At 67.3% G+C, this 20,684-nt stretch carries 23 protein-coding genes; 8 read left to right on the top strand and 15 right to left on the bottom strand.

The features are described 5' to 3' along the window. Window positions 1–48: 48 nt before the first annotated feature. From ACZ50Q_RS26795 to ACZ50Q_RS26780, 4 genes are all read right to left on the bottom strand, one after another. Window positions 49–543: a peroxiredoxin family protein gene (locus ACZ50Q_RS26795; RefSeq protein WP_092579251.1), complete on the bottom strand. Its 495-nt coding sequence runs from the start codon at window positions 541–543 to the stop codon at window positions 49–51. Further along, window positions 540–1,277 (bottom strand): BON domain-containing protein, encoded by a 738-nt coding sequence (locus ACZ50Q_RS26790; RefSeq protein ID WP_464080031.1) that lies wholly within the window; start codon window positions 1,275–1,277, stop codon window positions 540–542. The genes ACZ50Q_RS26795 and ACZ50Q_RS26790 overlap by 4 nt, the downstream gene beginning before the upstream one ends. Next, on the bottom strand, window positions 1,274–1,867 hold the full coding sequence (locus tag ACZ50Q_RS26785) for a phosphoheptose isomerase (RefSeq protein WP_056319572.1): 594 nt from the start codon (window positions 1,865–1,867) through the stop codon (window positions 1,274–1,276). Before ACZ50Q_RS26785 ends, ACZ50Q_RS26790 begins: the two co-directional genes overlap by 4 nt. A 128-nt stretch (window positions 1,868–1,995) precedes the next feature. Then, a complete protein-coding gene (locus ACZ50Q_RS26780) occupies window positions 1,996–2,475 on the bottom strand; it encodes a YraN family protein (RefSeq protein WP_464080030.1) in 480 nt (159 codons plus the stop codon). 67 nt (window positions 2,476–2,542) lie between these two features. Here ACZ50Q_RS26780 and rsmI point away from each other — a divergent pair, with 67 nt between their 5' ends. Further along, window positions 2,543–3,478, top strand: a complete 936-nt coding sequence (rsmI, locus tag ACZ50Q_RS26775; protein ID WP_464080029.1) for a 16S rRNA (cytidine(1402)-2'-O)-methyltransferase — start codon at window positions 2,543–2,545, stop codon at window positions 3,476–3,478. A 3-nt stretch (window positions 3,479–3,481) separates the two neighbouring features. Further along, the gene (locus ACZ50Q_RS26770) at window positions 3,482–4,066 is read left to right on the top strand and encodes a methylated-DNA--[protein]-cysteine S-methyltransferase (RefSeq protein WP_464080028.1); all 585 of its coding nucleotides are present in this window, start codon (window positions 3,482–3,484) and stop codon (window positions 4,064–4,066) included. Window positions 4,067–4,078: 12 nt separating this feature from the next. Here ACZ50Q_RS26770 and ACZ50Q_RS26765 read toward each other — a convergent pair whose 3' ends face one another. Both ACZ50Q_RS26765 and rapZ read right to left on the bottom strand, forming a co-directional pair. Further along, window positions 4,079–5,038, bottom strand: a complete 960-nt coding sequence (locus ACZ50Q_RS26765; RefSeq protein ID WP_464080027.1) for a septal ring lytic transglycosylase RlpA family protein — start codon at window positions 5,036–5,038, stop codon at window positions 4,079–4,081. Continuing rightward, complete coding sequence (rapZ, locus tag ACZ50Q_RS26760) at window positions 5,035–5,907, bottom strand: RNase adapter RapZ (protein ID WP_076521905.1); 873 nt, start codon at window positions 5,905–5,907, stop codon at window positions 5,035–5,037. Before rapZ ends, ACZ50Q_RS26765 begins: the two co-directional genes overlap by 4 nt. Before the next feature lie 204 nt (window positions 5,908–6,111). On the opposite strand from rapZ, the gene ACZ50Q_RS26755 reads away from it, so the two are divergent. After that, complete coding sequence (locus ACZ50Q_RS26755) at window positions 6,112–6,870, top strand: c-type cytochrome (RefSeq protein ID WP_464080026.1); 759 nt, start codon at window positions 6,112–6,114, stop codon at window positions 6,868–6,870. A gap of 13 nt (window positions 6,871–6,883) precedes the next feature. Next, window positions 6,884–8,167: a c-type cytochrome gene (locus ACZ50Q_RS26750; protein ID WP_464080025.1), complete on the top strand. Its 1,284-nt coding sequence runs from the start codon at window positions 6,884–6,886 to the stop codon at window positions 8,165–8,167. Here the strand turns inward: ACZ50Q_RS26750 and ACZ50Q_RS26745 are convergent. The 9 genes from ACZ50Q_RS26745 to ACZ50Q_RS26705 all read right to left on the bottom strand — a co-directional run bounded on the left by ACZ50Q_RS26745 (window position 8,133) and on the right by ACZ50Q_RS26705 (window position 15,630). Then, a complete protein-coding gene (locus tag ACZ50Q_RS26745) occupies window positions 8,133–9,578 on the bottom strand; it encodes an aminotransferase-like domain-containing protein (protein ID WP_464080024.1) in 1,446 nt (481 codons plus the stop codon). The two genes, ACZ50Q_RS26750 and ACZ50Q_RS26745, sit on opposite strands and share 35 nt — an antisense overlap. A 25-nt stretch (window positions 9,579–9,603) precedes the next feature. Next, a complete protein-coding gene (gene hprK / locus ACZ50Q_RS26740; protein WP_006216298.1) occupies window positions 9,604–10,530 on the bottom strand; it encodes an HPr(Ser) kinase/phosphatase in 927 nt (308 codons plus the stop codon). A gap of 21 nt (window positions 10,531–10,551) precedes the next feature. Then, window positions 10,552–11,007: a PTS sugar transporter subunit IIA gene (locus tag ACZ50Q_RS26735; protein ID WP_076518524.1), complete on the bottom strand. Its 456-nt coding sequence runs from the start codon at window positions 11,005–11,007 to the stop codon at window positions 10,552–10,554. Between the two features lie 342 nt (window positions 11,008–11,349). Next, window positions 11,350–11,688, bottom strand: coding sequence for a ribosome hibernation-promoting factor, HPF/YfiA family (hpf, locus tag ACZ50Q_RS26730; protein WP_006216296.1), 339 nt, complete (start codon window positions 11,686–11,688; stop codon window positions 11,350–11,352). Between the two features lie 229 nt (window positions 11,689–11,917). Beyond that, a complete protein-coding gene (gene lptB / locus ACZ50Q_RS26725; RefSeq protein WP_076518525.1) occupies window positions 11,918–12,712 on the bottom strand; it encodes an LPS export ABC transporter ATP-binding protein in 795 nt (264 codons plus the stop codon). A 33-nt stretch (window positions 12,713–12,745) separates the two neighbouring features. After that, window positions 12,746–13,369 carry a lipopolysaccharide transport periplasmic protein LptA gene (lptA, locus tag ACZ50Q_RS26720; protein WP_076518526.1) on the bottom strand — a complete coding sequence of 208 codons (624 nt, stop codon included), beginning with the start codon at window positions 13,367–13,369 and terminating at the stop codon, window positions 12,746–12,748. Beyond that, window positions 13,366–13,998, bottom strand: coding sequence for an LPS export ABC transporter periplasmic protein LptC (gene lptC / locus ACZ50Q_RS26715; RefSeq protein WP_076518527.1), 633 nt, complete (start codon window positions 13,996–13,998; stop codon window positions 13,366–13,368). Before lptC ends, lptA begins: the two co-directional genes overlap by 4 nt. A 37-nt stretch (window positions 13,999–14,035) precedes the next feature. Then, window positions 14,036–14,644: a KdsC family phosphatase gene (locus ACZ50Q_RS26710; protein ID WP_083714241.1), complete on the bottom strand. Its 609-nt coding sequence runs from the start codon at window positions 14,642–14,644 to the stop codon at window positions 14,036–14,038. After that, complete coding sequence (locus ACZ50Q_RS26705) at window positions 14,641–15,630, bottom strand: KpsF/GutQ family sugar-phosphate isomerase (RefSeq protein ID WP_092579237.1); 990 nt, start codon at window positions 15,628–15,630, stop codon at window positions 14,641–14,643. Before ACZ50Q_RS26705 ends, ACZ50Q_RS26710 begins: the two co-directional genes overlap by 4 nt. Before the next feature lie 103 nt (window positions 15,631–15,733). Here ACZ50Q_RS26705 and purT point away from each other — a divergent pair, with 103 nt between their 5' ends. The 4 genes from purT (at window position 15,734) to cydB (ending at window position 20,670) form a co-directional block, all read left to right on the top strand. Continuing rightward, window positions 15,734–16,951: a formate-dependent phosphoribosylglycinamide formyltransferase gene (gene purT, locus ACZ50Q_RS26700; RefSeq protein WP_464080023.1), complete on the top strand. Its 1,218-nt coding sequence runs from the start codon at window positions 15,734–15,736 to the stop codon at window positions 16,949–16,951. A gap of 303 nt (window positions 16,952–17,254) precedes the next feature. Continuing rightward, entirely contained in the window at window positions 17,255–17,800 is a 546-nt protein-coding gene (locus ACZ50Q_RS26695) for a GbsR/MarR family transcriptional regulator (protein WP_092579547.1), read from the top strand. 126 nt (window positions 17,801–17,926) lie between these two features. Then, window positions 17,927–19,501, top strand: coding sequence for a cytochrome ubiquinol oxidase subunit I (locus tag ACZ50Q_RS26690; protein WP_076518532.1), 1,575 nt, complete (start codon window positions 17,927–17,929; stop codon window positions 19,499–19,501). Between the two features lie 14 nt (window positions 19,502–19,515). Next, window positions 19,516–20,670, top strand: coding sequence for a cytochrome d ubiquinol oxidase subunit II (cydB, locus tag ACZ50Q_RS26685; RefSeq protein ID WP_076518533.1), 1,155 nt, complete (start codon window positions 19,516–19,518; stop codon window positions 20,668–20,670). Window positions 20,671–20,684 lie beyond the last annotated feature (14 nt).

Genomic DNA, 20,684 nt, shown 5'->3' with positions numbered 1-20,684 from the left:
GCCCTGTGAACTGCCGGGCGGTTGTTCGAGGCGGTTGGCCTGGCCGGTTCAGCCGGCGGCCAGCGCCTTTTCGACGGTGGCGTGGAATTCCGCCTTGTCGTATTCGCCGAGATAGCGCTTGATGATGTGCCCCTCTTTGTCGATGAGGAACGCCGTGGGCGTGAGGCGGATGTCGCCGAAGGCGCGGGCGATGTCGCCCTTGGTGTCCAGGGCGACGGGGAAGGGCAGCTTGCGCGTTTCGGCGAAGTTCAGCACGAAGTTGGGCGGGTCGTAGTTCATGGCGACCGCGATGGCTTCGTAGCCCTTGCCGGCGTACTCGTTGTAGGCCGAGATGGTGTCGGGCATCTGCTTGACGCAGGTGACGCAGCTGGTTGCCCAGAACTTGACCAGCACGACCTTGCCGCGCAGGTCCTGCATCGAGAAAGTCTTGCCTTCCAGGGTGGTGAAGGTGACGTCGGGGGCGGTCTGGGCCGGACGCAGTACGAACCAGGCGCCGATGCCGACGGCCACGAGGACTGCGAGGGCTACGATGGCTTTTTTCATTTGATGGGCATCGCCTCGACGCCGCTGCCGGTGCCGGTCGGGGCGTCGCCGCCCGCGCCGGCGCCGCTTTCGATGGGCGCCTTGGTTTCCGTGGTGGTGGGTTTGGTGCCGCTGCCCGACAGGCGGATGGCTTCTTCGCGGCTGATGGTTTCAAAGAGTTTGACCACCTTGGCCACGCCGCTGACATCCGCGGTGGCGTTGGCGGCGTATTCGCCCTCGGTCTGCGTGACCTTGCCCATCAGGTAGACGACGCTGCGGTCGGTCGTGACGGCGATGGTGCCCGAGGGCACATACTTGGTGTTGAGGAGGGCGGTCTTGACCTTGGAGGTCAGCCAGGTGTCGTTGGAGCGCACGCCAAACGAGGCGATCGGGCCGACGTAAAGCTGGTTGATGACCTGCTTCACGTTTTCCACGCTCTGGGCGATGGCCGTGGCCTGGTTCTTGGCTTCTTCGGTGGGCACGTCGCCGGTCAGGAGCAGATGGCCGCCGTAGGCCATGGCATTGACACGCGCCGTCTCGCCCAGTTTCTGGGAGATCTGGTTCTGCGCCTTGAACGCCATGTTCTGGTCTTCGAGCTGGACGCCGGACGTGCGGCGGTCGGTCACCACGACCGCCGTGGTGGCGGCGGCGCCGCCCACGATCAAAGGCGCGCAGGCCGACAGCGACAGCGCCGCGGTGGACAGCGCGGCGGCGAGCATCAGCGGGCGGACTGCGGGTCTGGCGTCAAGAATCATTCGGTGTCTCCAAGCAGAAGAGCGTCGATGCCGTCGCACAGCGCGTGCAGCAGCAGAATATGGACTTCCTGGATGCGCATGGTGCGATCGCTGGGAACACATAGATGGACGTCCATCGGGGTAATGAGTTCCCCCATGACGCCGCCACCCTTGCCCGTCAGGGCCAGGACATGCATTTCGCGCGCGCTGGCGGCTTCCATGGCGCGGACCACATTGGGCGAATTGCCGCTGGTGGAGATGGCCACGAGCACGTCGCCGGCCTGGCCGAAGGCGTTGACCTGCCGTTCGAAGACCTCGTCGAAGCCGTAGTCATTGCCGACCGCCGTGAGGATCGAGGTATCGGTGTTAAGCGCGATGCCCGCGAGCGGCAGGCGTTCGCGTTCGAAGCGGCCCACCAGTTCCGCGATGAAATGCTGCGCGTCGGCGGCCGAGCCGCCATTGCCGCAAGCCAGAATCTTGCCGTTGTTCGCCAGGGCGCCGAACAGCACGTCCACCGCCACGGCCAGCGGTTCGGCCAGGACGTTCATGCTTTGTTCGTGAGCGGCCATGGCGTCGCGAAAGTGCGACGTCATACGAGAGGTCATATCCATGGCCGCGATTATCTCACGGGGCAAGGCCGCCGTTCTGTCTTCGCGCGGCGATGGCAGGCCGGGCGGATCCGGGCGGCATCGCGGCGGATTCCGGCACGTCTGAACACGTCACGACCCGTCACGACACCTCACGGTACCCAGAACGCGCCGCGCAACCAGGTCGGCCGGCCGTCGTCGAAGACCACGGCATCGAAGCGCGCGGCCGGGAGCGCGCCCTGCCAGTGCCGCCGGGCCAGTTCGGGGAGCCAATGCGCCGCCGTCCGGGCGAGCCGGGCCTGCTTGTCGCGTCCGATGCTGGCGGCGGCGTCGCCGAAGCGGCTGCGGGCGCGCGCCCGGACCTCGACGAAGACGAGGGTATCGCCCTCGCGCATGGCCAGATCGATCTCGCCGGCGCGGCACGCCAGGTTGCGCGCCAGCAGGGCCAGTCCATGTTCCTGCAACAGGCGCAGCGCGGCGGCCTCGTGAAGGTCGCCGCGGCGCTGCGTGGGCGAGCGGCGCGGGGGCGGCCGGTCGGCGGCCGCGCGGCTGGTCCGTCGCCGGCGCTGTGCGGCGCGGCGGCGGGCGGCAAGGGCGAGTTCGCAGGCCAGGCGCAGGGTGTCGTCCGTCATGGGAGTCCAAAAGGCAGCGGGCGTAGGCGGCTACACTGACATGGTTTCTCCGTGTCAGCAGGCTGCAATGAATCAAAACGTCTCACCCCCCATGGCCGGCGATGCCTGGTCCCGCGTTGCCGAACGCGTGGCGGGGCAGCATTGGCCCGCCTCGACGCTGTACGTGGTGGCCACGCCCATCGGCAACCTGGGCGACCTGGGCCTGCGCGCGTGGCACGCCTTGCAGCGGGCCGACGTGATCGCTGCCGAAGACACGCGCGCCAGCCGCACCCTGCTGGACGCCTGGGGCGTCGGCACGCCGCTCATGGCCGCCCATCGGCACAACGAGGCCGCGGCGGCGCAGGCCATCTGCGAGCGCCTGGCACAAGGCCAGCGCGTGGCCCTGGTGTCCGATGCCGGCGCGCCCGCGGTCAGCGATCCTGGCGCGCGCGTGGTCCGCGCGGTGCGCGCCGCCGGCTACGCGGTGGTGCCGGTGCCCGGCCCCAGCGCCGTGATCGCGGCCCTGATGGGCAGCGGCGTGACGACGGACGAGAACCCCGCCTACGCCTTCGCGGGGTTTGCGCCGTCCAAGGCGGTGGCCCGGCAGCGTTGGCTGCGCCAGTGGTGCGCCTTGCCCGCGCCCGTCGTGATGTTCGAGTCGCCTCACCGGCTGGCGGCTGCTTTTGCCGACCTGCTCGCGGTCTGCGGGCCGGATCGCGAGCTCACGGTGGCGCGCGAGCTGACCAAGCGCTTCGAAGAGATCGCCACCGTCAAGCTGGGCGAGGCGGCGGCCTGGCTGGCCGCGGATGCGCACCGCGAACAGGGTGAATTCGTGCTGATCGTCCATGCCGAAGTCCAGGAGGCGCCGGACGACGAGGCGGATCCGGCCCACGACGTGCTGCTCGATGCGTTATTGGAATCGCTGTCGGTGCGCGATGCCGCGCGCGTCGCGGCCAAGGTCACCGGCCAGCCGCGCGACGTGCTGTACAACCGGGCGCTGTCGCGCAAGAAGGCGCAGGACTGAGCCATGGCGTATTCGACCGTCGTGGCCCGCAAGCCGGCCGATCCGCAGGCGCCCCTGACCTACCGCGACATCTCCACGCCGCTGGGCGAGATGCGCCTGGTGGCCAGCCCGGCGGGGCTGCGCGGCGCGTGGTTCATCGATCAGGCGCTGCTGCCGCCGCCGCAAGACTGGACGCTGACGGACCGCGATCCCATCCTGGAGCAGGCGCGGCGCGAGTTGGACGCGTGGTTTGCCGGCGGGCGCCGTGCGTTCGACGTGGCGCTCGACCCGGTGGGCACGCCGTTCCAGCACGAGGTCTGGCGTGCGCTGTGCGCGCTGGACTTCGGCACGCTCACCAGCTATGGCGAGCTGGCTCGCGTGGTGAACCGGCCCAAGGGCGCGCAGGCGGTGGGCGGCGCCGTGGGCCGCAATCCAATCAGCATCATCATTCCCTGCCACCGCGTGATCGGCGCGGACACGTCGCTGACCGGCTTTGGCGGCGGGCTGCCGCGCAAGCAGGCGCTGCTGGCGCACGAAGGCAATCGCTACCTTAGCCGCAGCCCGCGCGCCCGCCGGGTGTGCGACGGGCAGGCCGAACTGCCCTGGTAGCGCCTTAGCCGTTCATTGCGACGCGATGGTCGGCAGGATGCCGATGCGGTCCGACACGAGCGGCACCGCATTCAGCGCGCTCTGGCGGTCGGGGTACGGGCCGATCCGCACGCGGTATAGATTGTTGGCCTGTTCGACGGATGCCGGCGGCGCGCCTTCGGCCCCCAGCTGGGTATTGATGCGGCTGACGAGCGACTGCGCATTGGCCGGCTGGCTGAACGCGCCCACCTGCAGGTAGACGCTGCCGCTGGCGATACCCGGCGCCGGACGCATCGGGGCGGGGCCGGGCGCCGCGGGCGTCAGCGGCGTGGGCGTCAGCGCGACGGGCGTCGCGGCCACGGGGGCCAGCACGGGCGTCGAGCCCGTCGCGGACGCCGGTTCCGGCGCGGACGCGGCCGGCGTGCCTTGCGAGGCAAGGCGGCGGATCTCGTCGGCCTGGATGGCTTCCACGATCACCTGGCCGCTGCCCGGGCCGATGATGCCCAGCTTATAGGCCGCGACGTAGGAAAGATCCATGATGCGGTCGCTGTGGAAGGGGCCGCGATCGTTCACCCGCACGATGATCGTCTTGCCGTTGACCAGGCTGGTCACGCGCGCGTAGCTGGGGATCGGCAACGTGGTGTGCGCGGCGGTCATGGCGTACATGTCGTAGGTCTCGCCGATCGACGTGGAGTTGCCGTGGAATTTCTTGCCGTACCACGAGGCGATGCCGCGCTTCTTGTAGGGCTGTCCGCTGGTGTCCGGCACGTAGCGCTGGCCGAACACGACGTAGGGCCGGTTGGCGCCGCTGGCGTAGGGCTCCAGTTTGGGCACCGCGTCCGGGATCTGGTCCAGGTTGGACGGCGGGTTGGCGTCGGGACCGTCGTCCTTGTAGTACCCGCCCTTCTTGCGCCCGCCGCTGGTGGAGCAGCCTGCCACGGCGATGGCCAGCAGCAGCACGAAAATCAGATGCAGGGGGCGGGAAAGCGTCATGCGGATTCGTCGGGCAGTTGGGTGCGGTGGCGCACCAGCAGGGGATCGTGGTCGGCGAAGCGCTGCGCCAGTTGCTCCACCACGTAGACCGAGCGGTGCTGGCCGCCGGTGCAGCCGATGGCCACGGTCAGGTAGTTGCGGGTGTCCTGGGTATACATGGGCAGCCAGCGGTTCAGGAAGCCGGCGATGTCGTCGATCATCTGGCCCACCTGCGCGTACCCGGCCAGCCACGTGGCCACGGGTTCGTCGCGGCCCGTCAGCGGACGCAGGTTGCGGTCATAGTGGGGGTTGGGCAGGCAGCGCACGTCGAACACCAGGTCCGCGTCGCCCGGCACGCCGCGCTTGTAGGCGAACGATTCGAACGTCAGCACCAGCGGCGCGCGGTCGGCCTTGATCAGGTCGCGTATCCAGGCGCGGAGCTGGCCGGGCGTCAGGTCCGACGTGTCGATGACGTGTTCCTGTTCGCGCAGCGGCGCCAGCAGTTCTCTTTCGAGGGCGATGCACTCGGTCAGCGACGGGGCTGTCCCGCCGCGCTGCAGGCGGTCGGTCAGCGGATGGCGGCGGCGCGATTCCGAATAGCGCTGCACCAGCGTGGCCGTGTTGGCATCCAGGAAGACCACGCGCAGGCTGGTGCCCATGGCGCGCAGCGCGGTGACCACGTCGGGCAGTTCGGCCAGCTCGCCCGGAGAGCGCACGTCGATGGCGACTGCCACGCGTTCCATGCCGTCGTCACGCGCCTGGGCAATGAATTCGGTCAGGAAGCGGACGGGAAGGTTGTCGACACAGGTGTAGCTGGCGTCTTCGAGCATGCGCAGCGCGACGGATTTGCCGGAGCCGGAAATGCCGGTGACGAGGACGACTTTCAACATGGACATGATTGTGGCACGCTTTTCCAGGACGATGCCGGCGGGATAGCATCTGATATGGCCATAAACTCGAGATCTGCGCCTGTTGCCCCCCGCGCGCCCTGACGTAAGCTTGGGGCCGGAGATTCAGCAGTTCCACCGCAGTTCCACCGCAGTTCTACTTTACGCGCCCCGCCGTCACGATTCGGGGATTGGAATTCGACCTAGATGTTAGCCCTCATTTCCTCTCGTCGTGTTTCACTGCCGCGGTTTTGGGCGTTCCACCGGGCTCTGGCAGCCGCGTTTGTTGTCTTTATGGCTACGCCCGCGTCGGCGCAGGAGGCCGCGCAGCCAAGCCTGCAGCCGGACACCATGGCGGCGCGCGTCGCGGCCTGTACGGCCTGTCACGGCGCGCAGGGCAGGGCGGGGGCCGATGGCTACTATCCGCGGCTGGCGGGCAAACCGCAGGACTATCTCTATCACCAGCTCCTGAATTTCCGCGATGGGCGGCGGCAGTACCGGCCAATGACGCATTTGCTGGCCGGTCTGCCCGACGACTACCTGCGCGAAATGGCCGCCTATTTTTCCGAGCAGCACGTGCCGTATCCGGCGCCCGCGCGCGCGGACGTGTCCGCCGCTACGCTGGAGGCCGGCCGCCGGCTCGCCATGGATGGCGACGCGGCGCGCGGCCTGCCCGCCTGCGCGTCCTGTCACGGCGCGGCCCTGAGCGGCATGCTGCCAGCCATTCCCGGCCTGCTGGGACTGCCGCGCGACTATATCGGCGCGCAGATCGGCGGCTGGAAGAACGGCCTGCGCCGCGCCGCGTCGCCGGACTGCATGGCCGACATTTCCCGCACGCTCACCCCCACCGACATCGGCGCCCTGGCGGCGTGGCTGTCGTCGCAACCCGTCGTCGAGCCCTACGTGCCCGACGCCGCGGACTCGGTCCGGCTTCCCGCGCAATGCGGCAGCCAGGCGCAGCGCTGAGACGGGGGCGCACATGAAGCTGATGAAAAGACTCCTCGCCGTCCTGTTGCTGGCTGCCGTCGCGGCGGCCGGCGGGCTGTACTGGCTGGGCACGCGCGATGACGGCAGCACCGGCCCCGCCGCGGCGGCGGCCGACGGCACGGCCCTCATCGAGCGCGGCCGCTATCTGGCGCTGGCCGGCAACTGCATGGCCTGCCACACCAGCCGCGGCGGCAAGGTGTATGCCGGCGGCACGCCCATTCCCACGCCGTTCGGCACGGTCTACGGCCCCAACATCACGCCGGACCCCGAGACGGGCATCGGCGCCTGGTCGGCCGACGACTTCTGGCAGGCGCTGCACAACGGCAAATCCAAAGATGGCACGCTGCTGTATCCGGCGTTTCCGTACACCGAATACACGCGCGTCACGCGCAGCGATTCCGACGCCCTGTATGCCTATCTGCGCAGCGTCACGCCCGTCAAACAGGCCAGCCGGCCGGCCGAACTGGACTTCCCCTACGACCAGCGCGTGCTGCTGGCCGCCTGGCGCGCGCTGTACTTCAAGCCCGGCGTGCAAGAACCCGATCCCGTTCAGTCGGTCCAGTGGAATCGCGGTCGCTACCTGGTCGACGGCCTGGGCCATTGCGCCGCCTGCCACACGCCGCGCAACAGCCTGGGCGCCTCGCGCGCGGGCGACGCGCTGGCGGGCGGCGTGATCCCGGTGCTGGACTGGTATGCGCCGCCGCTCACGAACGATATGCAGACCGGCATGGGGCGCTGGACGGCGCAGGATATCGCCACGCTGCTCAAGACCGGCATGTCCGCGCATTCGACCGTCAGCGGGCCGATGGCGGAGGTCGTGCTGGGCAGCACCCAGCATCTGAGCGATGAGGACGCCCTGGCCATCGGCGTGTACCTCAAATCGTTGCCCGCCACGCCACCGGCCTCGACGGCACGGACCGCCAGCGCGGCGCCCGCGGCGATGGAACTGGGCGGCAAGCGCTATCGCCAGCAATGCGCGCAATGCCACCAGCCGGATGGCACGGGCAGCGGCACGGCATGGCCAGCGCTGGCGGGCAATCCGACGGTCACCGCGCCTTCGCCGGTCAACGCCATCCGCATGGTGCTCGACGGCGGCTTTGCGCCCGCCACGGCCGCGAACCCGCGTCCCCACGGCATGCCGCCGTTCGGACAGATGCTCAACGACGACGACATCGCGATGGTGGTGACCTACATCCGCAATAGCTGGGGCAATGAGGCGGGCGCGGTGAGCGCCCTGGACGTCAAGCGCGCGCGGGCGGCGTCGACCTTGAACTAGCGCACGCCGCGTGCGCCAGGTCGCCCAGCGTGCGGATCGCGGCGTCGATGCCCGCGTCCCAGGGATGCCCATAGTTCAGGCGCAGCGCGCTGCCGAACTGTCCGCTGGCCGAGAAGATCGGGCCCGGCGCGACGCTGATGCCGCGGGCCAGCGCCTGGTGGTGCAGCGCCAGCGCGTCCACGGCGGCGGGCAGCTCCAGCCACAGAAAGAATCCGCCCTGCGGCCGCGTCACGCGCGTGCCCGCGGGGAAGGCCTGCGCAATGGCGTCGGCCATGCGTTCCTGCTGCGCCTGCAGGGTCTGGCGCAGCCGGCGCAGGTGGCGGTCGTAGCCGCCCTGTTCCAGGTATTCGGCGATGGCGCCTTGCGCGGGACCGGACGCCGACAGCGTCGACGACAGCTTCAGGCGTTGCACGCGCTGCGTGTAGCGCCCCGCGCTGGCCCAGCCGATGCGGTAGCCCGGCGCCAGGCATTTCGAGAACGACGAGCAATGCAGCACCAGCCCGCGCGTATCGTAGGCCTTCGCGGGCACGGGCCGCGCCGCGCCGAAATACAGTTCGCCGTAGACGTCGTCTTCGATCAGCGGGATGTCGTGCCGCGCGAGCAGTTCGACGAGCTGGCGTTTCCTGTCGTCGGGCATCAGGCAACCCAGCGGATTCTGGAATTGCGTCATCAGCCAGCAGGCGCGCGGCGAATGGCGCAGGATGGCGGCCTGCATCGCGTCCAGGTCGATGCCGGTTCGCGGATGCGTGGGCACTTCCAGCGCCTTGAGGCCGAGGCGTTCCAGGGCCTGCAGCGCGCCGTAGAAGGTCGGCGCCTCGACCATGACGGTGTCGCCCGGCTGCGTGACCGCCTGCAGGCAGAGATTGAGCGCCTCGAGCGCGCCATTGGTGACCACGATGTCGCTGGCGGGCAGGTTGATGCCGCCGATCAGATAGCGCAGCGCGATCTGCCGGCGCAGGCGCGGGTTGCCAGGCGCCAGGTCGTCCACGGTGTCGCGCGGATCCTGGCGTTTCAGGTGCGCGGCCATGGCGTGCGCCAGGCGCGGCAGCGGAAACAGCAGCGGGGAGGGGAACGCGGAGCCCAGCGGCGTGACGTCGCGGTTGCGCACCGAGCCCAGGATGTCGAAGATCCGTTCGCTGATGGCCAGCGCCGTCGATTCGCCGTCGGGACAGGAGGCGCCGGGTTCGGGCGGCAGCGATTCGGCCGGCGCGTTGACGTAATAGCCCGAGCGCGGCTGGGCGCGGATGAGGCCGCGCGCTTCAAGCAGGTAATAGGCCTGGAATACCGTGGAGGGACTGACGCCCCGCGCGGAACAGGCATCGCGCACCGAGGGCAGCCTGTCGCCGGCGCGCAGCACGCCGCTGGCGATCGACGTGGCGATCTCGTCGGCCAGGGTCTCGTAAAGACTCACGATGCCGCAGGGCGACGACGCGGGCTCATTTGCTGCTTTGGAGGATCGCCATGGCCTGGCGTTCCATGAACTCGCCCAGCGTGTCGATGCCGCGCAGCTTCAGGATGGTGTTGCGCACCGCGGCCTCGACCAGCACGGCCAGGTTGCGGCCCGCGGCCACCTGCAGCATCACCTTGCGCACGGGCAGACCCAGCATGTCCTGCGTGATGTCCTGCAGCGGCAGGCGTTCGAACTTGTCCTGCGCGGTGGCGCGCACCAGGTGCACGATGAGCTTGAGCCGCATCTTGCGGCGCACGGACGTTTCGCCAAAGATGGTGCGGATGTCGAGCAGGCCCAGGCCACGGACTTCCAGCAGGTTCTGGAGCAGTTGCGGACAGTGGCCTTCGATCATGTTGGGGGCGGTGCGCGAGAACTCGACCGCGTCGTCGGCAACCAGGCCGTGCCCGCGCGAGATCAGTTCCAGGGCCAGTTCGCTCTTGCCCAGGCCCGATTCGCCGGTGATCAGCACGCCCAGTCCCAGCACGTCCAGGAAGACGCCATGCACCGTGGTGGTGGGCGCCAGCTTCTTGCCGAGGTAGATGCGCAGCAGGTCGATGAGCTGCGCGGCGGCGACCGGCGTGGACAGGAGCGGCACCTGGTGCTGATCGCACTGGTCGACCAGGTCTTGCGGCGGCGTCAGTCCGTCGGCCAGCAGGATGGCGGGCACGCCGCCGATCAGCAGCTCGTCCATGTGGTGCATGCGACGGCGCAGGTCGAAGCGCGTGTAATACGCCAGCTCTTCCTGGCCGAACACCTGGATGCGCGACGGGTGGATGAGGTTCAGGTGGCCGACGAGGTCGGCGGCCGCCATGCCGTCATCGGGAATCGCGCGGTCCGCCGCGCCCTGGCCCGAGATCCAGTTGAAGGGGATTTTGTCGGCGTTGTCGTCGACGAGTTCCTGCACCGTGAGCATGGCAGCGACTTTCGCGTGGGATCAGAGTTGGCCGGTCGTGAGCATCTTGTGGACGATCGCCGGATCGGGCTCGGTGGCCAGCGCCTCGCGCAATGCCTTGTTGGACATGAGCTGGGCGAGTTCGGCGAGGATGTCCAGGTGCTGCTGCGTGGCCGTTTCCGGCACCAGGAGGCACAACAGCATCGAAACGGGTTGCCCGTCGGGCGCGTCGAAGGTGATGGGCTGGGCCAGGCGGATGAACGCCGCCAGCGCCTGTTCCAGGCCTTTCACGCGGCCGTGCGGCACGGCCACGCCCTGGCCAAGCGCCGTGGACCCCAGGCGCTCGCGGGCGAACAGGCTGTCGAACACGAGCGCGCGTGCCAGGCCATTGTTGTTTTCAAAAAGCAGGCCGGCCTGTTCGAACGCGCGCTTCTTGCTGGTGGCGAGCAGATCGAGCACGACGTTGCCGGCGGGTAGGATGCGCGACAAATGATTCATCGGGTCATTATAGGGTGATATGACGCACTGCAACAATCAACGGCCCGGCGTGTCGGACGACGCGACGCCCGGGCCACAAGAGCGACAGCATAGACCGATCGCGGGGCGTTGTGGGCATTCCGGGCCGCTCGGCGGTCCCGTCGCGGCAAAGCCAGGGAAAACGCTGATCCGCCTGCGCACGCAGGAACGCGGGATGGAACGAAAAAAGGGGGAGGGGGTAATGCAGGGGGGGAGTTTGCCGATGCCCCGGCTGGACGCGAAGTCGAGCGGGACACCGGGACTTAGGCAGGATCCTTGGATCGCTGTACTGCTAATCGCTCAGGTGAGCGGTCGTGAGGCGCGTTACTGCTGGGGTGGCGAGAGGCTCGCCGCTTGCCGCTTCACGGACTCTGCTGAATGACTTCTGACCTTGTCCTTGTGCTTGATGACCTGACGGTCGACTTTGTCGGCAAGAAGATCGATGGCCGCATAGAGGTTTTCATCGGTTGCTTCACAATGAATGTCCTTGCCGCTCAGGCGCATGGTGATTTCGGCTCTATGCCGCAGGGGCTCTACTGAGAGCATGACCTGGGTATCGATGACGTGATCGAAATGCCGCAGCACTCGCGCCAGTTTGTTCATGACATATTCCCGGATGGCCGGGGTGACGTCGAGGTGACGACCGCAGATGCTCAGGTTCATAGTGTGCTCTCCTTCTGAAAGAGGAAAAAAGGTGCGCAAAAGGCGCGGTGAGGTCGTTAGGCGTTCTCCTTCAATAAGCAGGTTCGTTTAGTACTAGTGTATAGACTCGGGCCGATAAAACAAGCTGACCTACCGCAAGACCATGGCATTTTTATGGCTGAACCCCTAGGGCGTATGGCCCCGGTTCTGCGGGGCGCCGGGCGTGCGTTACGGGGTCTTTCATGGGCGGTTACATACGGAAGTGTTCGCCCAGGTACACGCGGCGAACCGCGGGATCGCCCACGATTTCCTCGGGATGTCCATCGGTGAGCACCTTGCCCTCGCTGATGATGTAGGCGCGGTCGCAGATGCCCAGCGTTTCGCGCACGTTGTGGTCGGTGATCAGCACGCCGATGCCGCGGCCCTTGAGGAAGCGCACGATGCGCTGGATCTCGATGACAGCAATGGGGTCCACGCCGGCAAAGGGCTCGTCCAGCAGGATGAAGCGCGGACTGGTGGCCAGGGCACGCGCGATTTCCACGCGGCGTCGTTCACCGCCCGACAGCGAGATCGCGGCGTTGCTGCGGATGTGCCCGATCTGCAGCTCTTCCAGCAGGGACTCCATCTGCTCGTTGATCTTTGCGGTCGACAGGGGGCGGCCATCGGGGCCGACTTGCAGCTCGAGCACCGCGCGGATGTTCTGTTCCACCGTCAGGCGGCGGAATACCGAGGCGTCCTGCGGCAGGTACGAAAGGCCCATGCGCGCGCGCTTGTGGATCGGCATCGCGGTGATGACGGCGCCGTCGATTTCGATCCGGCCGGCGTCGGCCGGCACCAGGCCCACGATCATGTAGAAACTGGTGGTCTTGCCCGCGCCGTTGGGACCCAGCAGGCCGACGACTTCGCCGCTGACCACGGACAGGGACACGTCCTGCACGACGGTGCGGCCGTTATAGGTCTTGCGCAGTCCGGTTGCGCGCAGGCTGCCCTGCTTGACGCCCGAAGGGGCGGAGGTCACGGGGGTCGGCACTGAAGGTTGGTTCATCGTGGCTGCGATTGGTGTTGCATGGGAAGCGCTTCAGCGCCCTTTCTTGGCTGCCTGCTGCTTGCGGCATTCGGCGACGGCGGCGTCCAGCTTGGCGCGAGGTTCGGCCAGGGATCGCACCCGTCCGCCCGCCGCGGCGGAGTTGGGACCGCCCTGCGCTTCATAGGTGCCGCTTTTCTCGTTGTAGCGTACCCGCTCGCCCCGAATGGTATCGAACGGTTTCCCACAGACGTAGCGGATCACCACCGCCTGGCCGATGAGGTCGAAAGTGCTTTTGGTGCCGTCGTATTCGGCGCGCAAGCCCTTGCCTTCGATGAGCTCGAAGTTCTCCGGCCGTTCCTGGCGGATGGTGACCACCTTGCCCTTGTTGGCGGTGGCCGTGCCGTACTGGTTGCCCTGCGCATCTTCGTTCATCTGCAACGTGTCGGACGTCAGCGTCATCAGGCCGCGCGTCATGTTGACGTTGCCGGTGAAGACGCTTTGCTTCTTCACGTCGTCGTAGTGCAGCGTGTCCGACAGGATGAGCGTGCTGGGCTCTTCGGCCGGCGTGGCCGCCTTCGGTTCCGCCGCGTATGCGGGCGCAAGCGCGCCGGCCGTCAACAGCACGGCGCCCATCAGGCGGGTCGTCGGGGCAAGGAGGGTCCGGAGGTCGGTCATGGTTTTTTCTGGTCAGTGTTGTTGGCTGGAATCTCGGTGCGGCGCTGCTGTCTGCCTTCCGAACCGGCGATTTCCACATCGGTCGATGCCGAAACCTGCAATTGGCGCGTCTTGTTGTTGTAGTGCATGCCCGTGCCCGTCATCCGTGAACGGCCCTTCAGGACCACCGCCGGCAGGTCGGTATAGACGACGTCGTCATCGGGCAGGATGATGAGCTGCTGGCTGCGCACGTCCAGCATGTCGTTTTCGGCATCGGGCTGGCGCAGCACATGGGCATCGCCGTCCATGACGATGCGCTTGCCGCCTTGCTCCATCACGGCCGTCTTGGAGACGGCCACGGTGATCGGGTTGGTTTCGCGCTGGCCCACGGCGCGCGGCGTCGTGACGTGATACGAATCGTCGTCGGGGAAGTGCTCCATGTACTCGCCTTCCAGGCGGTTGATGGGCTTGCCCGTGGGATCGGTGCGCAGCATCACGAAATTGCGCGACCAGGAGTCCATTTCATGGGTGACACGGCGCGGCGGGTCGACCTGGATGGCCCGTTGCGCGTAATCGGCCGCCCACCACGAACTGGTGACCAGCACCAGCAGCAGGAACAGCGCAATCAGGGAGGGAAAACGTTCTTTCATCGGGTGCGCCGCGAAGGCGTAGTCCTGGTGGGTGCGATCACTGGATGGCCCCGGGGCCCAGCAGTCCGGGCGAGGCCAGGAACGCGCCAAGGCGTCCTTGCGAGGCCAGCAGGAGATCGCAGCATTCACGAACGGCCCCGCTTCCGCCCGGCAGGGTCGAGACCCAGTGGGCTGCCTGGCTGACGTAGCCGGGGGCGTTCGGCACGCTGGCCGCAAAGCCCGCGCGCTGCAAGGCCGGCAGGTCGATGATGTCATCGCCCATGTAGCCGGTTTGATTCAGTTGGACACCCGAACGCTGCGCAAGTTCGGTCAGGGCGGTTCCCTTGTCGCGCACCCCCTGCATGACCTCGGCGATGCCGAGTTCGGCCGCGCGCCGCGCGACAATGGGGCCGGAGCGGCCCGTGATCAGCGCCACCTTCAGGCCGCTTTCCATCAGCAGCCGCATCCCGTGGCCGTCCAGCGCGTGAAAACGTTTTTGCAGTTCGCCGCCTTCGCCGTAATACAGGCTGCCGTCGGTCAGGACGCCATCCACGTCGAACACCATCAGGCGCACGGCCGCGGCGCGTTCGCGCACGATGGCGGGGATACGGGCAAGCACCAGCGCTTCGGCCGGGTGATTCACGGAAGCAGAGAGGTTCATAGTCATACCACTTTAGCGGCCATCAGATCATGCATGTGCAACGCGCCGACCAGCGCGCCGTCATTGTCCATCACCAGCATGTGATTGAGCCGTAGTTCGTCCATCTGCCGGGCGGCTTCGACGGCCAGCGCCTCGGGATTGATGCTGCGCGGCGAGCGCGTCATGCCCGACTCGACGGTCAGGCTGCGGATGTCGCCATGCCGCGCGATGAGACGGCGCAGGTCGCCGTCGGTGAAGATGCCCAGGGGATGGTGCTGCGCGTCGGTCACGACCGTCATGCCCATGCCCTTGGCCGACATGACTTCCAGCGCCTGCGACACCGGGGTGCCGGCCAGGACGATGGGCAGCGCATTGCCCTGGCGCATGACGTCGCGCACGTGGGTGAGCAAACGGCGGCCGAGCGCGCCGCCCGGGTGCGAGCGGGCAAAATCCTGCGGCCCGAAACCGCGCGCCTCCAGGCAGGCGACGGCCAGGGCGTCGCCCAGGGCGAGCGCGGCCGTGGTGCTTGCGGTGGGCGCCAGGTTCAGCGGGCACGCCTCCTGGGCCACGCTGGCGTCCAGATGGATGTCGGCCTGGCGCGCCAGTTCGGACTGCGGGTTGCCGGTGATCGCCACCAGCCCGGCGCCCATGCGGCGCACCACCGGCAGGATGGTAAGGAGTTCCTCGCCCGAGCCGGAGTACGAAATCGCGATCAGCACGTCGTCGCGGGTGATCATGCCCAGGTCGCCATGCACGGCTTCGGCGGCGTGCACGAAGAAGGCCGGGGTGCCCGTGGAGGCCAGCGTCGCGGCGATCTTGCGGGCGATGTGTCCCGTTTTTCCGATGCCGCTCACCACCACGCGGCCGCGGCACGCGAGCAGCATGTCCACGACCTGCGTGAAGCTGTCATCCAGCCTGGCGGACAGGTCCTGCAGGCCCTGGCTTTCAATTTGGAGCGTTCTGCGCGCAGATGCCAGCGCGGTGGCGGACGATGGGGTGGGATGGTCGGTCATGGGCGGATTTTAATCGCAGTATGCTAGTTTGCCCCGGCCAGGGGCGTATGGCATGCTGGCGAGTCTTTCAACGGCTTTCAAACTTTCTTTCCAGGCCCGCTCCATGTCCAGCATTCCCAGTCCCGTCCTTGGCACGCCACTGTCCCCCCTGGCTACCCGCGTCATGTTGCTGGGTTCCGGAGAATTGGGCAAAGAGGTCATCATCGCCCTGCAGCGGCTGGGCGTGGAGGTCATTGCGGTGGATCGGTATGCCGACGCCCCTGGCCACCAGGTGGCGCATCGGGCGCATGTGGTCTCGATGACGGACCCGCAGGCCCTGCGGCAGATCATCGAGCAGGAGCAGCCGCACGTTATTGTCCCCGAAATCGAAGCCATTGCCACCAGCCTGCTGGTGGAACTGGAAGCGGCCGGCGTGGCGCGGGTCACCCCGACCGCCCGCGCGGCCCAGCTCACCATGAACCGCGAGGGCATCCGCCGGCTGGCGGCCGAGACCCTGGGCCTGCCGACCTCGCCGTACCGTTTCGTGGATACCGAGGAAGAACTGCGCCAGGCCACCGAAGGCGGCATCGGCTATCCCTGCGTCATCAAGCCGGTCATGTCGTCCTCGGGCAAGGGCCAGTCCGTCATCAAGAGCGCCGACGACGTGGCGTCCGCCTGGCGCTATGCCCAGGAAGGGGGCCGGGTCGGGGGCGGCCGCGCCATCGTCGAGGGCTTCATCCGCTTCGACTACGAAATCACGCTCCTGACCGTGCGCGCCCGGGGCGCCGACGGCCAGGTCGAGACCCGCTATTGCGAGCCCATCGGCCACAAGCAGGTCGACGGCGATTACGTCGAAAGCTGGCAGCCGCACCCCATGTCGCCCGCGGCGCTCCAGCGTGCCCGGGAAATCGCGCTGGCCGTGACGTCCGAACTGGGCGGGCTGGGCATTTTTGGCGTGGAGCTCTTCGTGGCCGGCGACCAGGTCTGGTTCTCCGAGGTCAGCCCCCGTCCGCACGACACCGGCATGGTCACCATGATCACCCAGGTGCAGAACGAATTCGAGCTGCACGCCCGCGCCCTGCTTGGGCTGCCGGTGGATACCAGCCTGCGCCAGCCGGGCGCCAGCAGCGTCATCTACGGGGGCGTGGAGGCCGCCGCCGTCTCGTTCCACAACGTGGCCGAAGCCCTGGCCGAGCCGGGCACCGACATCCGGCTCTTCGGCAAGCCCGAATCCTTCGTCAAGCGCCGCATGGGCGTGGGCCTGGCCGTGGCCGAAGACGTCGCCGCCGCCCGCGCCAAGGCCAAGCGCGTGTCCGCCGCCGTGACCGTCGAGGCCGGCTGAACCCCAGTCCGCACCCGCCGGGAGGGGGGCAAAAGCCCGCCCTCATCCCGCGATAACGCCACCCGCCCGCCGGCCGGTGGCGTTTTTGTTGCGTCCGTTCCCCCCGGATTGTGTTGTAAGCCTGTCACGTTCGACGGCTAATTTGGGCTGCCTGCCGCCTGAATCGCCGTCGCTTGCGTGCTTGCCCCTACGCGCAGTGTGGTTTGCGCTTTCTCATCGTTTGTTCGATAATTTCAGAAATTCCTGAAATCAACGTAACGGCATGTGTCGTTTCGCGATTCATCGTGTTACAGGTTGACCCTCATGGCGCTTTCCCCCCAGATCGAACGTTTTGTCCTGCACTTCGGTGAAATGGGCAGCCGCTGGGGCGTGAATCGCACGGTCGGCCAGATCTACGCCCTGCTGTTCCTGGCGCCCAAGCCGCTCAACGCCGACGACATCGCCGAGGGCCTGGGCTTCTCGCGCTCGAACGTCAGCCTCGGATTGAAAGAGCTGCAATCCTGGCGCCTGGTCAAACTGATCCACCAGGTGGGCGACCGCCGCGACTACTTCGAGACTCCCAAGGACGTCTGGGAGATCTTCCGCATCCTGATGGAAGAAAAGCGCAAGCGCGAAGTCGATCCCACCCTCACGCTGCTGCGCGACACCCTGCTGGAGTCGCCGTCCGGCCCGGACGAGGCTTACGCGCAACAACGAATGACCGAAATGCTGGAGCTCATCGAACTGTCCACCGGGTGGTTCGACGAGGTTCAACGGCTGCCGCCAGAAACCCTCCAAAGCCTGATGAAACTTGGTTCCAAGGTGCAGAAGGTGCTGGGCTTTGCCGGCAAATTGCGAGGCAAGGGCTGACCCGCCACCCCTCGATTTTTCAGGAAACCCCTATGAAGTTGTATGCATCGCCCCTAACATGGCGCGGTAGACGGCCTGGGAACCATGCCGGTTGCCGCAGCGCGTCGACGCTTTGGGAGCAGCCTCATGATTGATCTCGATGTCGTGAACCTATCGCGGTTCCAGTTCGCCGCGACCGCGCTCTACCATTTCATCTTCGTCCCCCTCACGCTTGGCCTGTCGTTCATGCTGGCCATCATGGAAAGCGTGTATGTCATGACCGGTCGCGCCATCTGGAAAAAGATGACGATGTTCTGGGGCACGCTGTTCGGCATCAACTTCGCGTTGGGCGTGGCGACCGGCGTGGTGATGGAGTTCCAGTTCGGCATGAACTGGTCCTACTACAGCCACTACGTGGGCGACATCTTCGGCGCGCCGCTGGCGCTCGAAGGGCTGATGGCGTTCTTCCTGGAAGCCACCTTCGTCGGCCTGTTTTTCTTTGGCTGGAACCGCATGTCCAAGGTCAGTCACCTGGTGGTGACCTGGCTGGTGGCCTTCGGCACCAACTTCTCCGCGCTGTGGATCCTGATCGCCAACGGCTGGATGCAGAACCCGGTCGGCGCCGTCTTCAATCCCGACACCATGCGGATGGAAATGACCGATTTCGCCGCGGTCATCTTCAACCCCGTCGCGCAGGCCAAGTTCGTGCACACGGTCAGCGCCGGGTATGTGGCGGGCGCCATGTTCGTCATGTCGATCAGCGCGTGGTATCTGCTGCGCGGCCGGCATATCGACCTGGCCAAGCGCTCCATGGCGGTGGCCGCCAGCTTCGGCCTGGCCGGCGCGCTGTCGGTGGTCGTGCTGGGCGACGAAAGCGGCTACCTCACCACCGAGCACCAGAAGATGAAGATCGCGGCCATGGAATCCATGTGGCACACCGAGCCCGCGCCCGCGTCCTTCAACCTGATCGCGATCCCGAACCAGGCCGAACGCCGCAACGACTTCGCCATCGAGATTCCCTACGTGATGGGCATCATCGGCACCCGTTCGCTGACCACGCCGCTCCTGGGCATCAATGACCTGATCCTGCGCGCCGAGAATCGCATCCGCGACGGCATCGTTGCCTACGAGGCCCTGCAGAAGATCCGCGCCAATCCCAAGGACATCGATGCGCGCATGGTGTTCGACCGGACCTGGCCGGACCTGGGCTACGCGCTGCTCGTCAAGCGCCACCAGCCTGACATCAGCAAGGTCACCGAGGCGGACATCAAGCAGGCCGCCATCGATACCGTGCCGACCGTGGCGCCGCTGTTCTGGGCGTTCCGCATCATGGTCGCGGTGGGCATGTACCTGATCCTGTTCTTCGGCGTGGCGTTCTGGCTCGCCTCGCGCGGCCGCCTGGACAGCCGGCCCGGCCTGCTGAAGGTGGCGCTGTGGAGCCTGCCGCTGCCCTGGATCGCCATCGAAAGCGGCTGGTTCGTCGCCGAGTATGGCCGCCAGCCCTGGGTGATCGAAGGCGTGTTGCCGACCTACTACGCGGCGTCTGGTCTCACGATGACCGACCTGGTGGTCAGCCTGTCGATCTTCCTGGTGCTGTACACCGTGCTGCTGATCATCGGCGTCAAGGTGATGCTGCATGCCATCAAGGCCGGACCCAAATCCGACGGACCGGCGCCTGGCGCCGCCGCCGCCGATCCTGTCCACGCCGCCGTGCGCGCCTGAAGGGAGAGACGCAAATGGATACCCTTATTCCTATCGACTACGGCACGCTGCGCGTCGTGTGGTGGGTGCTGCTGGGCGCCTTGCTCATCGGCTTTGCCGTCATGGACGGCTTTGACCTGGGCGTGGCCGCGCTGCTGCCGGTGGTCGCCAAGACCGACGCCGAGCGCCGCATCGTGATCAACGTGGTGGGGCCGGTCTGGGAAGGCAACCAGGTCTGGCTGATCACCGCGGGCGGCGCCATCTTCGCCGCCTGGCCCTTGCTGTATGCCGCGTCGTTCTCCGGCTTCTACCTGGCGATGATGCTGGTGCTCATTGCGCTGATCCTGCGGCCGGTGGGCTTCAAGTACCGCAGCAAGATGGAAGGCACCCGCTGGCGCAACCGCTGGGACGCCGTGCTGTGCTTCTCGGGCGTGGTGGCGTCGCTGGTGTTCGGCGTCGCCATGGGCAACATCATCCTGGGCGTGCCGTTCACATTCGAGGCGCTGACCCTGCGCCCCGTCTATGAAGGCCACTTCTTCCAGTTGTTCATGCCCTTTGCGCTGCTCGCTGGCGTGCTGAGCGTGGTCATGCTGGCGATGCACGGCGCGGTGCTGCTCGCCTGGCGCACGGACGATCCCGTTTCGTCGCGGGCCCGCAATTGGGGGCGCCTGTGCGCCTTGCTGACCGCCGCGCTCTTCGTGGCCGGCGGCTTCTGGGTGGCGGGCGGCGTGCCGGGCCATGCGATCACCAGCGCGGTCGACATGGCCGCGCCGTCCGATCCCATGCTCAAGACGGTGTCGGTCCAGACCGGCGCCTGGATGGCCAACTACGCGAAGTGGCCGTGGATGTGGATCGCGCCCGTCCTGGGCGTGGCCGGCGCGGTGCTTGCGGCCCTGCTGCTGACCGTGCGCGCCAACGTGCTGGCGTTCCTGTCGTCGTCGGCCTCGATCGCCGGCGTGATCCTGACGGTGGGCTTCTCGCTGTTTCCGTTCATCATGCCCTCGTCGACCAATCCGAAGGCCGGCCTGACGATCTGGGACGGATCCTCCAGCCACCTGACGCTGTGGATCATGGTGATCGCCGTCGCCGTCTTCCTGCCCATCGTGACCGTCTACACCGGCTGGGTGTATCGCGTCATGCGCGGCAAGGTCACCCATGATTCGGTGGGCGACACGCCCAACTCGTACTGATAAAGGAGCCTCCA

This window comes from Achromobacter sp. T5-5 (assembly GCF_055397965.1).
The sequence above is the reverse complement of the archived record's forward strand: the minus strand, read 5'-3'. Positions and strand labels throughout refer to the sequence as shown.